We start from the raw sequence: 14316 nt of genomic DNA on the forward strand, positions 1-14316 counted from the left end.
CATGGCGGAGGAGCAGAGACCGGACCAGGCGCTGCTGGCCAGGGCCGCGGCGGGTGACCCGCACGCGTTCGACCAGCTGGTCCGGCGCCACACCCCGCGCATGTACCGGGTGGCGCTGCGGATCACCGGCAACTCGGCCGAAGCCGAGGACGTGGTGCAGGACGCGTGGATCTCGGCCTGGCGCGGGCTGTCCGGGTTCCGCGCGGAGTCGGCGGTGTCCACCTGGCTCTACCGCGTGGTCACCAACGCGGCGCTGGCGTACGTGCGCCGCCGCAAGCCGACCGTGTCGCTGGACACCGGTGACGGGCTCGAGGGTGGTCACCAGCTCGCCGATCTCCACGCGAACCCCGAGGGCCAGGTCGTGCGTGCCGAACAGGTGGACGCCACGCTGCGCGCGATCGCCGACCTCGACGTCAGCCAGCGCGTGCCGCTGGTGCTGCGCGAACTGGAAGGGCTGAGCTACGAGGAGGTGGCCGAGGTGCTCGAAGTGAGCGTCCCGGCCTTGCGTTCCCGGTTGCACCGCGCGAGGGTGGCCCTGCTCGCGAAACTCAAGGAGCTGCGATGAGCACGGCACCGGCCGAGGACCCCCGGCAGGACCCCGACTGGCACCTCGTGCGGGCGGCGGCCCGCACCACCGTGCCGACGCCGCCGGGACTGGTCGACCGGGTGCTGCGCTCGGTGCGCGGGCTGCGCGGTGGCTCCGCCGAGTTCGAGTACGACCAGGAGGGTGGCAAGCTCCGCGTCTCCGAATCGGCGCTGGTGCTGCTCACCAGGCGCATCGCGGCCGACCTCGGCAGGCGGATCGGCGGGTTGCACGTGGCCGCGGTCGCGCTCGAACGCGAAGGGCTCGAAGTGCTCACCACCGTCCGGTACGGCGTGCCCGCCGACGAAGCGGCCGAAGCGCTGCGCGTCGGGCTCAGCCGGGCGCTTTCGGCCGAACTCGGCGAAGCGGCCCCCACGGTGAACGTGCACGTGGTGGACGTCCACCTGGACTGATTCCCGCTCCACTCACCCGTTCGAGGGACGCTGCGGAATGGCGCCGCGCCCGCGCCCATCGTACGAATAGCGAACAACGGTTGGGAAAGGAGCGGCATTCACATGGCGCAGACCAGCGCGACGAACTCGGGTACCACCCCGGCACTGCGGACGGGGTCCACCCCGGTGCTCAACGAGGACGGGGCTCAGGGCAAAACCACCATCGCCTCGGCGGTGGTGCAGAAGGTGGCCGGGATCGCCGCCCGTGAGGTGTCCGGCGTGTACGCGCTCGGCGGGGGTGTCTCCCGCGCGTTCGGCGCGATCAAGGAGCGCATCCCCGGTTCCGGCACGGTGACCACCGCCGGGGTGTCGGTGGAGGTCGGCGAGAAGCAGACCGCGGTCGACCTCGACGTGGTCGTCGAGTACGGCGCGCGGATCGTGGACGTGGCGCGCGCGGTGCGGCGCAACGTGATCAGCACCGTCGAGCAGATCACCGGGCTCGAGGTGATCGAGGTGAACATCGCGGTCAACGACATCCACCTGCCCGAGGACGACGACACCGAGGACAGCACCTCACGGGTCGAGTGATGACCACCGCTGGATCCGGCACCGGCCGGCCGGGCGCGCTGGCCGACGAGATCGCGAGCGCGGTGCTCGCGCATCCGTCGGTGGTCCGGCTGGCCGGGGGTGCGGTCACCTACCTGCCCGGCCGCCGGGTGGTCGGCGTGCGGGCCGACGGGCCGGGGATCGAGGTCGCCGTGGTGCTCCGGCTCGACGGCCCGCTGCCCGGTCTCGGCGCCGAACTGCGCGAGCGGGTGCGCCGGATCGCCGGGGACGTTCCCGTCGACATCGAGATCACCGACGTCACCCTTACCCAAGGAGCCAAGGAAGAATGAACGCTACGCAGACCGGAATCCTCGCGGGGCTGGTACTGGGCCTCGCGGCGAGCCAGAGCTTCACCGCCTTTCTCGTCACGCTCGCGGTCGGCGTGATCGGCCTGGTGGTCGGCCGGGTGCTCGACGGTGAACTGGACCTCGGCGACATGTTCGGCAAGGGCCGGGACCGGTGACCGCACTCGACGTGCGACCGGCCGAAGCGCTGGCCGAGGCCGAGGAGCGCGGCACGCTGAGCATCGACCACTCGGTGGTGCGCAAGGTCGCCCAGCGCGCCGCCGACCAGGTGCCCGGCACGGCCGAGGTGGAGCGCAGGGTGGCCGGGCTGGGCCTGGGCAGCCACGGCGCCGGCGCGAAGGTCTCCGGCCGGGACAACGACGTGGATCTCGCGCTCGACCTCGCCCTGCACTACCCGGCCCCGGTCCGCACCGTGGTCGGCGAGGTGCGGGAGCGGGTGACCAGGGAGGTGGAGCACATCACCTCGTACAAGGTGCGCTCGCTGGCGGTGACGGTTTCCGCGCTGCTGCCGGAACCCCAGCCCCGAGTGCGATAGGAGGAGCTTCGCGGTGCGTGTTTTCGTCCGTTTGCTTTCCACCCTGCTCGGCCTGGCCGTCGCGGTCGCCGGCGCGCTGCTCGCGGTCGAGGTCGGCTGGCACTGGTGGCGCCCGGCCGACGCGCCGCTGATCGTGCCGTGGCCCGACTGGCAGGCCTCGCTGTCCACCATGAACTGGGCCGGCGGTCCGGTCCGGCTGGTCGCCGCGCTGGTCGCGGTGACCGGGCTGGTGTTGTTGCTGTTCGCCGCTTCGGCCAGGCGGCGCGCGGTCCGGCTGACCGATCCCGCCGAGGAGGTCAGCGTGACCACCACCCCGCGCTCCCTGGCGCGGCTGGTCGGCAGGCACGTGCGTGCCGAGGACAACGTCACCGGCGCATCGGTGACGGCCAGCGCGAAGAAGGTGCGGGTGCGCGCCACCTCGCGGCTGTCCACCGAGGGCGACCTGCGCCCGGAACTGCTGGAGACGGTGCGCGCGCTGGTCGCCGACGTCCCGCTGGCGCGCACGCCGAAGGTGTCCGTGGTTGTCGACTCCCCGAAGGACCGCCGATGAAATCCGTCGCCAGCAAGGCTTTGGCCAGGTCCTACCGGGCCGAGCGCACGCTCACCTCACTGGTCGGCCTGCTCGCGCTGGCCGCCGGGGTGCTGGCGCTGGTGGTCGGGCAGGGATGGCTGGGCACCTTCCGCGCGCAACGGGCGGTGCTCGACCCGATCGCGGTGGACTGGCTGGGCCGGGAACCCGTGCTCGCGAAGATCGCCGCCATCGTGCTGGGCGTGGTGCTGTTCGTCTTCGGGCTGTGGTGGTTCTTCCGCTCGCTGCGGCCCGAGGGCAGGCCGGACCTGATACTGGACCGCACGCCGGGTGAGGAGCTGACCGTCACCGCCGCCGCCATCTCCGGTGCCGTGCGTGCCGACGCGGAATCCGTCGAGGGCGTGAGCCGGGCCAGGGTGCGCGCGGTGGGTGACCCCGCTTCGCCCGCGCTGCGCATGGAAATCTCGCTGAGGGAGGGCGCCGACCTGAAAACCGTGTGGCAGGAGCTGGACTCGCGCGTGCTCACCCGGGCGCGGGAGTCGCTCGGCGTGGACACCCTGCCGACCGCGGTACGCATCGACCTGGACGCCGGTGGCAAGCAACGCGTGAAGTAACCCGCACGGGCGTCACCGGTTCAGCCAGCGGCTCATGCAGGAGAGCAGTTCGCCGGCGTCCACCGGCTTCGTGACGTAGTCGCTGGCGCCGGCGGCCAGGCTCTTCTCCCGGTCCCCCTCCATCGCCTTCGCGGTGACCGTGATGATCGGCAGCCCGGCGAACCGCGGCATTTCGCGGATCGCCGCGGTGGTGGCGTAACCGTCCATCTCCGGCATCATCACGTCCATCAGGATCAGGTCGATGTCCGGGTTCTCCAGCAGCACGTCGATCCCCAGCCGCCCGTTCGGCGCGTGCACCACGTCCATCCCCTGCAGTTCCAGCATGCCCGCGATGGCGAACACGTTGCGCGCGTCGTCGTCGATGAGCAGGACCTTGCCGCCGGCCAGGTGGCGTTCCTCGGTCACCGCCGGGGCCGCCTCCGGTTCCGGCGGTTCCTCGGCGACCCGCACGGTGATCTCCGCGCGCAGCTGGTCCAAAGAGGACAGTACGGTCACCGGGGTGTGCCGCAGCTGCGCCTGGGTCAGCCGGTCCTGCGCGGCGCTGAGCTTCCGCGTCGCGTGCGCCAGCACCGGCGGCAGCTCCTCCTCACGCTCCCCCAGCCGCTTCAGGAAGGTCAGCGCCGTCGCGCCCGGCAGGCTCAGGTCCAGCACCACGCACGCGTACGACCGCGCGGCCAGGCTCTGCACCGCCTCGTCCGGCGCGGCGACGGTGTCCACGGCCACGTCACCGGTCTCCCTGGCCACCCCGCGGGCGAGCAGCGTCAGCAGGCCGTTCTCCCCCGCCTCGACCACCAGCACCGCGCGCTCGCCCGCCTCGATCGGCTCCAGCAGCCGCTGCACCACCGCACCATCCAAAGTGGACAGCCGGGACACCGGCAACCGCAGGGTGAACGTGCTGCCGTGGCCCAGCCTGCTCTCCGCCTGGAGCTGCCCGCCGAGCAGGTAGGCCACCTCCCGGCTGATCGACAGCCCGAGCCCGGTACCGCCGTACTTGCGGCTGGTGGTGCCGTCGGCCTGCTGGAACGCGCCGAAGATCGACTCGAGGTTCTCCTCCTCGATGCCGATCCCGGTGTCCACCACCGAAAACGCCACCTCGGCCCCGCCGACCATGCTCACCCGCAGCTCCACCGAACCGCGCTCGGTGAACTTCACCGCGTTCGAGAGCAGGTTGCGCAGCACCTGCCGCAGCCGCTGCTCGTCGGTGAACAGCCGCTCCGGCACGTCCGGCTCGACCACCACCGAGAACTCGAGGCCCTTGTCCGCGGTCAGCGGCCGGAACGTGGCCCGCACGTAGTCCAGCAGCTGCTCCAGCGGGAACGGCTCCTGGTGGATGTCCATCTTGCCCGCCTCGACCTTCGACAGGTCGAGGATGTCGTTGATCAGCTGCAGCAGATCGGTGCCCGCGGACTGGATCACCTTGGCGAACTCGACCTGCTTGGCGGTCAGGTTCCGGGTGGAGTTCTGCGCCAGCACCCCGGCCAGGATCAGCAGGCTGGTCAGCGGCGTGCGCAGTTCGTGCGACATGTTCGCGAGGAACTCCGACTTGTACTTCGAGGCCAGCGCGAGCTGCTGCGCGCGCTCCTCGATCTCCTGCCGCGCCTGCTCGATCTCGAAGTTCTTCACCTCGATGTCGCGGTTCTGCCTGGCCAGCAGCTCGGCCTTCTCCTCCAGCTCGGCGTTCGACCGCTGGAGTTTCGCCTGCTGCGCCTGGAGTTCCTCGGAGCGGGCCTGCAGTTCCTCGGCCAGGCGCTGCGACTCCTCCAGCAGCGCGTCGGTCCTGGCGTTGGCGATGATCGTGTTCACGTTCACGCCGATGGTCTCGGTCAGCTGCTCGAGGAAGTCGCGGTGCACGTCGGTGAACCGGGCGAACGAGGCCAGCTCGATCACCCCGAGCACCTGGCCCTCGAACACGATGGACAGCACGATCAGGTTGACCGGCGCGGCCGAGCCGAGGCTGGAGGACACCCGGACGTAGTCGGCCGGCGTGCGGTCGACCACGATCGGCGACTTGGTCTTGGCGACCTGGCCGACCAGTGACTGCCCGAACTCGAACTCGGTCGGCACCTGCTCGGCCTGGTTGTGCCCGTACCCGGCGATCAGCCGCAGCCGCGGCGGGTCCTGGCCGGGGTCGGCGAAGTAGAAGGTGCCGTGCTGCGCGCCGACCAGCGGGGTCAGCTCGTTCATGATCAGCTCGGCGACCACGCGCAGGTCGCGGTGGCCCTGGATGAGCCCGGAGATGCGGGCCAGGTTGGTGTTGAGCCAGTCCTGGTCCTCGTTGGCGCGGGTGGTCTCGCGCAGGGACTGCACCATCGAGTTGATGTTGTCCTTGAGTTCGGCGACCTCACCGGAGGCCTCCACCGAGATCGACCGGGTCAGGTCGCCGGTGGCCACCGCGCTGGCCACCTCGGCGATGGCGCGCACCTGCCGGGTCAGGTTGCCCGCCAGTTCGTTGACGTTCTCGGTCAGCCGCTTCCAGGTCCCGGACACGCCCTCGACCTCGGCCTGCCCGCCGAGGCGCCCCTCCTTGCCGACCTCGCGCGCCACCCGCGTCACCTCGGCGGCGAAGGCCGAGAGCTGGTCGACCATGGTGTTGATGGTGGTCTTGAGTTCGAGGATCTCCCCGCGTGCGTCCGCGTCGATCTTCTTGGACAGGTCGCCCTGGGCGACCGCGGTGGTCACCTGCGCGATCGAGCGCACCTGGCTGGTCAGGTTGTCCGCCATCGAGTTCACGTTGTCGGTCAGGTTCTTCCAGGTGCCCGACACGTTCGCCACCCGCGCCTGCCCGCCGAGAATGCCCTCCGTGCCGACCTCGCGCGCCACGCGGGTGACCTCGTCGGCGAAGGCGGAGAGCGTGTCGACCATGGTGTTGATGGTTTCCGCGAGCGCGGCGACCTCGCCCTTGGCCTCCACGGTGATCTTCTTGGACAGATCGCCCTGCGCCACCGCGCTGGTCACCCAGGCGATCGAGCGGACCTGGTCGGTGAGGTTGTCGGCCATCACGTTCACCGACTCGGTCAGCGCCTTCCACGTCCCGGAGACGCCCTTGACGTCGGCCCGGCCGCCGAGCCTGCCCTCGGTACCGACCTCGCGCGCCACCCGCGTCACCTCATCGGCGAACGAGGACAGCTGGCCCACCATCGTGTTGACGGTGTCCTTGAGTTCGAGGATCTCGCCGCGCGCGTCCACGCGGATCTTCTGGGTCAGATCGCCCTGCGCCACCGCGGTGGTCACCTCGGCGATGGAGCGCACCTGCTCGGTCAGGTTGTCGGCCATCACGTTCACCGACTCGGTCAGGCCCTTCCAGGTGCCCGAAACGCCCTTCACGTCCGCCTGGCCACCGAGCCTGCCGTCCGTGCCCACCTCGCGCGCCACCCTGGTCACCTCATCGGCGAACGAGGACAGCTGATCCACCATCGTGTTGATCGTGTTCTTCAGCTCGCGGATCTCGCCACGCGCGTCCACCGCGATCTTCTGCGTCAGGTCGCCCTTGGCCACCGCGGTCGCGACCTGCGCGATGGAGCGCACCTGGTTGGTCAGGTTGCCCGCCATGAAGTTCACCGACGCGGTCAGATCCCGCCAAGTGCCCGCGACTCCGGGAACCTGCGCCTGGCCGCCGAGAATCCCTTCGGTGCCGACCTCACGCGCCACCCGCGTCACCTCATCGGCGAACGAGGACAGCTGATCCACCATCGTGTTGATCGTGTTCTTCAGTTCCAGGATCTCGCCGCGCGCGTCGACCACGATCTTCTGCGTCAGATCACCCCGCGCCACCGCCGTGGTCACCTCGGCGATCGACCGCACCTGCGTGGTGAGGTTGCCCGCCATGAAGTTCACCGACGCGGTCAAGTCCCGCCAAGTGCCCGCCACTCCGGGAACCTGCGCCTGACCGCCGAGCCTGCCTTCGCTGCCGACCTCGCGCGCCACCCGCGTCACCTCGTCGGCGAAGGACGAGAGCTGGTCCACCATCGTGTTGAGGGTGTTCTTCAGCTCGAGCATCTCGCCCTTGACGTCCACGGTGATCTTCTGCGAGAGGTCACCCCTGGCCACCGCGGTGGCCACGCCCGCGATGTCACGCACCTGCCCGGTCAGGTTGCCCGCCATCGCGTTCACCGAGTCGGTGAGCGCCTTCCACGTGCCGGAGACGCCGGGCACCGCGGCCTGCCCGCCGAGCTTGCCGTCGGTGCCCACCTCGCGCGCCACCCTGGTCACCTCGGAGGTGAACAGTGCCAGCTGGTCGACCATGCCGTTGAACACCGCGGACATCTCGTCCATCAGCAGGTCGTCGCTGCGGGGCAGGCGGGTGCTGAAGTCCCCGTCGCGAACCGCCTTCAGCCCTTCCAGCAGTTGCTGCAGGCTTTCCTCGCCGAGCGTGCCCGGCCGCGTTGGGCTCATGCGGCAAAGGTAGCTATTCTCTCCGCGAGTTCGCGAGCCTCGGTGTGCTCGGCGCGACGGACGGCTTCGGTCTCCAGCGGGCGCAACCGGTCGGCGAAGCGCGCCGAGTTCATCCCTTCGGCGGCTGCCAGCGCGTGCCCGCCCACTTCGGCCGCCTCGTCCACATCGCCCATCAGCAGGTAGTCGATGGCCAGCAGCACCAGGCAGAAGGAGCGGCTGCGCGTCATTTCCGTGCCGTACCGGTCGACCACGCAGGTGAGCTCGTCGCAGGCGGCCACCGCGTAGGCGGGATCCACCCCGATCGCCAGTTCGGTGTAGACGGTGCCGATCATCGCGGCGAGATCGTTCTGGTCGAAGAACCGCACCCAGACCGGCACGTACTCGTCACCGGCGCGGGAGAACGCCTCGTCGGCCCGGCCGAGCGAGCGGATCGCCTCGTCGCGCCTGCCCAGCTTCGCGTGCGCCCACGCCTGGTTGGCGCAGAGCACGCTGAGCATCAGCGCCGAACCGGCCGCGGTCGCGGCCCGCTCGCCCTGGGTGAACGCGACCAGCGCCTGGCTCGGCGCGTCATAGTGCAAATACACCCTGCCTTTGCGATAGAGGATGTTCGCCACGAGGCCGTTGTCCCCGCCTTCCCTGGCGAGTTCGAGTGCACGGTCGAAACGCGCGTGCGCGGCATCCGGGAATCCGGCGTCGAATGCGGTCCAGCCGGCCAGACTGGTCAGATCGCCGAGGGCACTGCACAACCTCGCCTTGACCCGTTCCGTGCCCGCCGCGTCCAGCAGCCGATAAGCCCACGAAAGCTGCGCGAGCGCGGCTTCGTGACACCAGCCGCCGCCGTAGCGGTAGTCGAGCGCGCGAAAGGTGCTTGTCTCCTCCTCCACGCGCCGGACCTCGGAAAGGCCGATCCGGTTCGCCGTGCGGGGGTACGTTCCTGTTCCGGGCATGACGTTGTCTCCCTGTCACTCACCTCGTGGGTGGGCCGGGTTTCGGATGCCCCATTGTCGCACCGGCCAACCGCCGGGCAGCCAAGTTCTAGTCGGTGATTTTTTAAGAATGGACCTTCGCGCGGACGGATGGCCTAGTCGATCAGTCCGTTGCGACGCGCGAACGCGACGGCTTCCAGCTTCGAATGCACGTTCAGTTTCCCGAGAATGCGCTGAATGTGGTTGCGAACGGTGTTCTTGGCCAAATTCAGTTCCGCCGCGATGCGCTCGGTGGCCGCGCCCTCGGCGATGAGCGCGAGTACCTGGCGCTCACGCGCGGTGAGCATCGGCTCGGCGCTGTCGCGTGAGGCCAGTCTGTCCAGCACCCCGGCCAGCAGTCCCGGTTCGAAGGCGGAACTGCCCGCGGCCACCCGTCGCAGCGCGGCCACCAGATCGGTGAACAACCCGGTTTTGACGAGCAGCCCGGCGCCACCGGCGGCCACCACGCGCGCGGCCATGTTGGTCGTCGCCTCGCCGGTGAGCACCAGCACCTGGCTGTGCGGGGACTGCTCGCGGAACCGCGGCAGCGCGTCGATCCCGTCGCCGTCGGGCAGGCGCCGGTCCAGCACCACCACGTCCGGGCGGTGCGCCCTGGTCACCGCCAGCCCGGACTCGACCGACTGCGCCGACGCGACCAGATTGATGTCCGGTACGTCGGCGAAGGCGATCTCCAGCGCCTCCGCGACCATGCTGTGGTCCTCCACCAGCACCACCCGGAGCGGCCGCGTGGTCCCCGGCTCAGGCATCGTCCGCCGCCTTTCGTCGCTGTGCACCGCGGCCCCTGGAGGTAGATATCCCACGCCGGGGTGGAAAAAGCCAGACCGGCCACGCCGCGAGGGGTGGTCGAGCAGAATGGCGCCCATGTCGCTGACGATGCCGGTCAAACCCATGCTCGCGAAGCCCGCCAAGTCCATCCCGGACTCCGGCGGGCTGCTGTTCGAGCCGAAGTGGGACGGCTTCCGCTGCCTCGTCTTCCGCGACGGTAACGAGTTGACCCTGCAGTCGCGCACCGGGAAACCGCTGAACCGGTACTTCCCGGAGGTGCTCGACGCGCTCGCCGGGGTGCTGCCGCGGCAGGTGGTGCTCGACGGCGAGCTGGTCATCGGCCGGGGCGGCAAGCTCGACTTCGACGCGCTGACCGAGCGCATCCACCCCGCCGCGAGCCGGGTCGACCTGCTCTCGCGCGAGACCCCGGCGCAGTTCGTCGCCTTCGACCTGCTCGAACTGGACGGTGAGTCGCTGCTGGACGAGCCGACCGAACGGCGGCGCGCCAGGCTGGAGCGGCTGCCCGGGCTGTTCATCACCCCGGCGACCACCGATCCGGCGGTGGCGCGGCACTGGTTCGAGCTGTTCGAGGGCGCCGGGCTGGACGGGGTGATCGGCAAGCCGCTGGACGCGGTCTACGAGCCGGGCAAGCGGCTGATGCTCAAGTACAAGCACTCACGCACCGCGGACTGCGTGCTGGCCGGGCTGCGCTGGCACGTCGACGGTGAGCCGGGCGAGCTGGTGGGCTCCTTCCTGCTGGGGCTCCACGACGAGCGCGGCGTGCTGCACCACGTCGGCGTGGTCGGCTCGTTCCCGGTGACGCGGCGGCGGGAGCTGGCCGAGGAGCTGACGCCGCTGATCACCGACGGGCCGCACCCGTGGCTCGGCGACGCCGTGGTCGAGGGCCAGCGGCTGCCCGGATCGGTGAACCGCTGGCGCGCCGGGGAGCAGCCGTGGGTGCCGTTGCGGCTGGAGCGGGTGGTGGAGGTCGCCTACGAGCACACCGAGGGCGGGCACCCGGCCCGGTTCCGGCACACCGCGCAGTTCGCCCGCTGGCGGCCGGACCGCGAACCGTCCTCGTGCGACTACGCGCAACTGGAGGAACCGGCCCGCTACGACCTGGACGCGGTCTTCCGCGGCGAGGTCAAGCGCGTCGGCTGACCTGCTCACCCCCGCCTCACCCAGGGCGTGCGAAGCTCGACGTGACGATGGGTCACGCGTGAGGAGAAGCAGTTTGACGCGCCGGGTTGTCCTCGCACTCGCGGTCGCGATGTGCACCGTTGCCGGTGCGTGCACCGCCGGGCCGTCGAACCGGCCACCCGTGGTCGAGAACGACGGGCCGCTGCCACCGGTCTCCCCGGCCACCGGCCCGCCCGCGGCCCCGCCGCTGCCGCCGCTGGAGGAGCCGCGCGAGAGCGGCGTGGAGTGGAAGGACTGCGCCGCCGACACCGGTGAGCGCCTCGGCGGGCAGCCCGTCCCGGCGGGCGTGCAGTTCAGCTGCGGGCGCGTGTCCACCGCGCTGGACGCACCCGAGCTGCCCGGCCGCGGCATCGCCAGGATCAACCTGCTCAAGGCGGGCACCGGGCCGATCCCGCTGGTGGTGCTCAACGACATCGACGGCGAGCCGGGCACGCTCTACGCACTGCGGCTGGCCCAGACGCTGCCGCCCGAGCTGCTGCAGCGGTTCTCGCTGATCGGCGTGGACCGGCGCGGCAGCGGGCTGTCCGACCCGGTCCGCTGCATCCCGGCCGAGGTCCGCACCGAGCTGGTCGGCTTCGATCCGGCGCAGGAGTCGGTCGAGCCGCTGCTGGACGCCGCGCGGCAGGCCGGTCAGCAGTGCGGCATCACGCTGGAGGACGACCAGGGCGCCTTCGACAGCTGGCGGACCGCGGGCGATCTCGACGAGATCCGCTCCCAGCTTGGCCTGTCCAAGCTGAACGCGCTGGCCAGGGGTGAGGGCTCGCAGGTGCTGGGCGCCTACGCGGTCCGGTTCACCGACAAGGTGGGCCGGTTCGTGCTGGACGGCGCGCCGGACCCGTCCCCGGACGTGGCCTCGGTGCGCGACGCGCAGGCCGCGGGCGGGGAGGCCGCGCTGGCGGCGTTCAGCGCCGACTGCGCCCAGCGGGGCTGCGCGCTCGGCGGGGACGCCAAGACGGTGGTGACCGGGTTGCTGGACCAGCTGCGCAACTCGAGCCCGTCGACCGTCGACGGCTCACTGCTCAACCCAGGGCTGGCGATGCACGCCATCACCGCCGGGCTGGCGCAGCGCGAGCGGTGGCCGGAGCTGGCCGACGCGATCGCCGCGGCGCGGTCCGGCGACGGCACGAAGCTGGCGGCGTTCGCCGGCCCGCTGCTGTTCGACGACCGGCTCAACCCGACCAGGCTCGACGGCGGCATCGCCACCAAGTGCAACGACACCACGGTCCGGCTGTCCGCCGACCAGATCGACAAGATCACCAGCGACCTGCGCGGCCGGTACCCGGTGTTCGGCGGGTTCGTCACCCAGCAGCTGGCGTGGTGCAGCCCGTGGCCGGTGCCGACGCAGTCGCTGCCGCCGCTGAGCAAGCCGGGCGTGCCGCCGGTGCTGCTGGTGAGCACCGCCGGTGACCCGGTGACCTCGGAGCAGGGCACCGTGCGGGCCGCCGAGCAGCTGCCGAGCGGGGTGCGGATCGGCTGGCAGGGCGCCGGGCACGGCGCGGTCGGCGCCTCCCCGTGCGTCGGTGAGAAGGTCAGGGACTTCCTGCTCGACGCCAAGATCCCGAACGACGGCACGCTCTGCCCGGCCTGACCCGGCTCAGGGCAGGCGCACCGTGGCCAGTACCGGGCGGTGGTCCGAGGTGACCGGCTCGTCCGGGATGCGGGTGGCGACCGGGGCCAGGGAACTGAGCACGTAGTCCAGTCGCCGGTCCGGGGCGTCGGCCGGGAAGGTCGCGCCGTCCACGCCGGTGGGCGGCAGGCGGTCGAACAGCGGCCGCAGCTCGGGCGCCGCCGGGCCCGCGTTCAGGTCGCCGGCCAGCACGCCCGGCCCCAGCACCCGCAGCATCTCGCCGACCTGCGCGGTGCGCACCGCGGGGTCCGGCCGGTGGTCCAGGTGGGTGACGAAGAACCGCAGCGCCCGGCCGTGCACCTCCAGCTCCGCCTCGGCGAAGCCGGGCAGCGGGCCCATCGGCGCGGAGTCCACTGTGGACAGCCGGGTGATGGTGTGGTTGGCCGTCTCCCGGATCGGGAAGCGGCTCAGCACCGCGACGCCGTAGCGCCGCCGCTCGGCCCGCCCCGGCTCCGGGTCCCGGTCGTAGATGGGCGCGAAGAACAGGTGCATGCCGGTGCGCCGCGCCAGCTCCCCGGCCTGGTCGGCGTACCCGCTGCGGGCCGACCAGTGCACGTCGACCTCCTGCAGGCCGACCACCTCCGCCCGCGAATCGGTGATCACCCTGGTCGTGCGCGCCAGGTCGAGCCTGCCGTCCGTGCCGACGCCGGAGTGGATGTTGAAGCTCAGCACCCGCAGCGCGGCACCGGTCGCGCCCGCGGCCGGGACCGCGGCCACCACCAGCAGGAACACGGTCAGCAGCGCGACCGCCCGGCGGTTCACTTCGGCCGGTCCCGGTCCTTGCTCGGCTGCACGCGCTTGGGTTCACCGGGCATCTTGGGGTAGTCGGGCGGGTACGGCATCTCGGCCTGGCCGGTGTCCCGCTCGTCGCGCTCGTACCACTCCAGCAGCGTCTCCAGGCCGAACGCCTCGGCGTCCATGCCCTCGTGGGCGTCCCCGTGCTCGGCCAGCCACGACGGCACGGTCAGCACGTCGAACTCGTCCGGGTCGGCCTCGCCGAGCTGGTCCCAGGTCAGCGGCGTGGACACGGTCGCGCGCGGGGTGCCGCGCACCGACCACGACGAGGCGACCGTGCGGTCCCGCGCGGCCTGGTTGTAGTCGATGAACACCCGGCCGCCGCGTTCCTCCTTCCACCACGAGATGGTCGCCAGCTCGGGCACCCGGCGCTCCACCTCGCGGCCCAGCGCGATGACCGCGTGCCGCACGGCGATGAAGTCCCATTCCGGCCGGATCCGCACCAGCACGTGCACGCCGCGGCCGCCGGAGGTCTTCGGGTAGCCGGTCAGCCCGGCGTCGGCCAGCACCTCGCGCACGGTCCCGGCGACGCGGACGGCGTCGGCGAACCGCGCCTCCTCCGGCGGGTCCACGTCGATCCGCAGCTCGTCCGGGTGGTCCACGTCGGGGCGGCGGACCGGCCACGGGTGGAAGTCGAAGGTGCCCAGGTTCGCCGCCCAGGCGAACACCGCGGGCTCGGTCGGGCAGACCTCCTCCGCGGTCCGGCCGGACGGGAAGGTGATCTTCACCCGCTGCACCCAGTCCGGGGCGCCCTTGGGCACGCGCTTGGCGTAGAACAGCTCGCCGGTCACACCGTCCGGATAGCGCTTGAGCGTGGTCGGCCGCTCGCCGACCGCGCGCAGCAGCGGCTCACCGACGGCCAGGTAGTACTCCACCACCTGCCGCTTGGTGATGCCGCGCTCCGGGAAGTACACCTTGTCCGGGCTGGACACCCGCACCGTGCGCTCGCCCACCTGGTACTCGACTGGGTCACCGTTCTTGGCCACC

The 14316-nt window shown here is 71.4% G+C and carries 15 protein-coding genes; 10 read left to right on the forward strand and 5 right to left on the reverse strand.

The window, feature by feature from the left end; all coding sequences use genetic code 11:
- Nucleotide 1 precedes the first annotated feature (1 nt).
- The 8 genes from YIM_RS30610 to amaP all read left to right on the forward strand — a co-directional run bounded on the left by YIM_RS30610 (nucleotide 2) and on the right by amaP (nucleotide 3564).
- Entirely contained in the window at nucleotides 2–565 is a 564-nt protein-coding gene (locus tag YIM_RS30610) for an RNA polymerase sigma factor (protein WP_153033638.1), read from the forward strand.
- The gene (locus tag YIM_RS30615) at nucleotides 562–996 is read left to right on the forward strand and encodes a hypothetical protein (protein ID WP_153033639.1); all 435 of its coding nucleotides are present in this window, start codon (nucleotides 562–564) and stop codon (nucleotides 994–996) included. Before YIM_RS30610 ends, YIM_RS30615 begins: the two co-directional genes overlap by 4 nt.
- Before the next feature lie 102 nt (nucleotides 997–1098).
- Entirely contained in the window at nucleotides 1099–1563 is a 465-nt protein-coding gene (locus tag YIM_RS30620) for an Asp23/Gls24 family envelope stress response protein (protein ID WP_153033640.1), read from the forward strand.
- Complete coding sequence (locus tag YIM_RS30625) at nucleotides 1563–1871, forward strand: hypothetical protein (protein WP_153033641.1); 309 nt, start codon at nucleotides 1563–1565, stop codon at nucleotides 1869–1871. The genes YIM_RS30620 and YIM_RS30625 overlap by 1 nt, the downstream gene beginning before the upstream one ends.
- Complete coding sequence (locus YIM_RS30630) at nucleotides 1868–2044, forward strand: hypothetical protein (RefSeq protein ID WP_113692709.1); 177 nt, start codon at nucleotides 1868–1870, stop codon at nucleotides 2042–2044. The genes YIM_RS30625 and YIM_RS30630 overlap by 4 nt, the downstream gene beginning before the upstream one ends.
- Complete coding sequence (locus YIM_RS30635) at nucleotides 2041–2421, forward strand: Asp23/Gls24 family envelope stress response protein (RefSeq protein WP_228004108.1); 381 nt, start codon at nucleotides 2041–2043, stop codon at nucleotides 2419–2421. The genes YIM_RS30630 and YIM_RS30635 overlap by 4 nt, the downstream gene beginning before the upstream one ends.
- A 13-nt stretch (nucleotides 2422–2434) precedes the next feature.
- Nucleotides 2435–2971, forward strand: coding sequence for a DUF6286 domain-containing protein (locus YIM_RS30640; RefSeq protein ID WP_153033642.1), 537 nt, complete (start codon nucleotides 2435–2437; stop codon nucleotides 2969–2971).
- Nucleotides 2968–3564 (forward strand): alkaline shock response membrane anchor protein AmaP, encoded by a 597-nt coding sequence (amaP, locus tag YIM_RS30645; protein WP_153033643.1) that lies wholly within the window; start codon nucleotides 2968–2970, stop codon nucleotides 3562–3564. Before YIM_RS30640 ends, amaP begins: the two co-directional genes overlap by 4 nt.
- 12 nt (nucleotides 3565–3576) lie before the next feature.
- Here the strand turns inward: amaP and YIM_RS30650 are convergent, their stop codons facing one another.
- From YIM_RS30650 to YIM_RS30660, 3 genes are all read right to left on the reverse strand, one after another.
- Nucleotides 3577–7956 (reverse strand): HAMP domain-containing protein, encoded by a 4380-nt coding sequence (locus YIM_RS30650; RefSeq protein ID WP_153033644.1) that lies wholly within the window; start codon nucleotides 7954–7956, stop codon nucleotides 3577–3579.
- The gene (locus YIM_RS30655) at nucleotides 7953–8903 is read right to left on the reverse strand and encodes a hypothetical protein (protein ID WP_153033645.1); all 951 of its coding nucleotides are present in this window, start codon (nucleotides 8901–8903) and stop codon (nucleotides 7953–7955) included. Before YIM_RS30655 ends, YIM_RS30650 begins: the two co-directional genes overlap by 4 nt.
- 134 nt (nucleotides 8904–9037) lie before the next feature.
- On the reverse strand, nucleotides 9038–9688 hold the full coding sequence (locus YIM_RS30660; protein ID WP_153033646.1) for a response regulator transcription factor: 651 nt from the start codon (nucleotides 9686–9688) through the stop codon (nucleotides 9038–9040).
- Nucleotides 9689–9794: 106 nt separating this feature from the next.
- Here YIM_RS30660 and YIM_RS30665 point away from each other — a divergent pair, with 106 nt between their 5' ends.
- Together YIM_RS30665 and YIM_RS30670 are read left to right on the forward strand one after the other, a co-directional pair.
- Nucleotides 9795–10868 (forward strand): ATP-dependent DNA ligase, encoded by a 1074-nt coding sequence (locus YIM_RS30665; RefSeq protein ID WP_153033647.1) that lies wholly within the window; start codon nucleotides 9795–9797, stop codon nucleotides 10866–10868.
- Between the two features lie 109 nt (nucleotides 10869–10977).
- Entirely contained in the window at nucleotides 10978–12495 is a 1518-nt protein-coding gene (locus YIM_RS30670) for an alpha/beta hydrolase (protein WP_153037345.1), read from the forward strand.
- A gap of 6 nt (nucleotides 12496–12501) precedes the next feature.
- On the opposite strand, the gene YIM_RS30675 is transcribed toward YIM_RS30670, so the two are convergent.
- Complete coding sequence (locus tag YIM_RS30675; protein ID WP_228004109.1) at nucleotides 12502–13296, reverse strand: endonuclease/exonuclease/phosphatase family protein; 795 nt, start codon at nucleotides 13294–13296, stop codon at nucleotides 12502–12504.
- The gene (gene ligD / locus YIM_RS30680; protein ID WP_153033648.1) at nucleotides 13293–14315 is read right to left on the reverse strand and encodes a non-homologous end-joining DNA ligase; all 1023 of its coding nucleotides are present in this window, start codon (nucleotides 14313–14315) and stop codon (nucleotides 13293–13295) included. The genes YIM_RS30675 and ligD overlap by 4 nt, the downstream gene beginning before the upstream one ends.
- Nucleotide 14316 lies beyond the last annotated feature (1 nt).

Source organism: Amycolatopsis sp. YIM 10 (assembly GCF_009429145.1).
Lineage (GTDB): Bacteria > Actinomycetota > Actinomycetes > Mycobacteriales > Pseudonocardiaceae > Amycolatopsis.

Bases quoted from the DNA above. Each gene is read 5' to 3' on its own strand.
- YIM_RS30610 (WP_153033638.1), top strand. From the start codon at position 2: ATGGCGGAGGAGCAGAGACCGGACCAGGCGCTGCTGGCCAGGGCCGCG.
- YIM_RS30615 (WP_153033639.1), top strand. From the start codon at position 562: ATGAGCACGGCACCGGCCGAGGACCCCCGGCAGGACCCCGACTGGCAC.
- YIM_RS30620 (WP_153033640.1), top strand. From the start codon at position 1,099: ATGGCGCAGACCAGCGCGACGAACTCGGGTACCACCCCGGCACTGCGG.
- YIM_RS30625 (WP_153033641.1), top strand. From the start codon at position 1,563: ATGACCACCGCTGGATCCGGCACCGGCCGGCCGGGCGCGCTGGCCGAC.
- YIM_RS30630 (WP_113692709.1), top strand. From the start codon at position 1,868: ATGAACGCTACGCAGACCGGAATCCTCGCGGGGCTGGTACTGGGCCTC.
- amaP (WP_153033643.1), top strand. From the start codon at position 2,968: ATGAAATCCGTCGCCAGCAAGGCTTTGGCCAGGTCCTACCGGGCCGAG.
- YIM_RS30650 (WP_153033644.1), bottom strand. From the start codon at position 7,956: ATGAGCCCAACGCGGCCGGGCACGCTCGGCGAGGAAAGCCTGCAGCAA.
- YIM_RS30655 (WP_153033645.1), bottom strand. From the start codon at position 8,903: ATGCCCGGAACAGGAACGTACCCCCGCACGGCGAACCGGATCGGCCTT.
- YIM_RS30660 (WP_153033646.1), bottom strand. From the start codon at position 9,688: ATGCCTGAGCCGGGGACCACGCGGCCGCTCCGGGTGGTGCTGGTGGAG.
- YIM_RS30665 (WP_153033647.1), top strand. From the start codon at position 9,795: ATGGCGCCCATGTCGCTGACGATGCCGGTCAAACCCATGCTCGCGAAG.
- YIM_RS30670 (WP_153037345.1), top strand. From the start codon at position 10,978: ATGTGCACCGTTGCCGGTGCGTGCACCGCCGGGCCGTCGAACCGGCCA.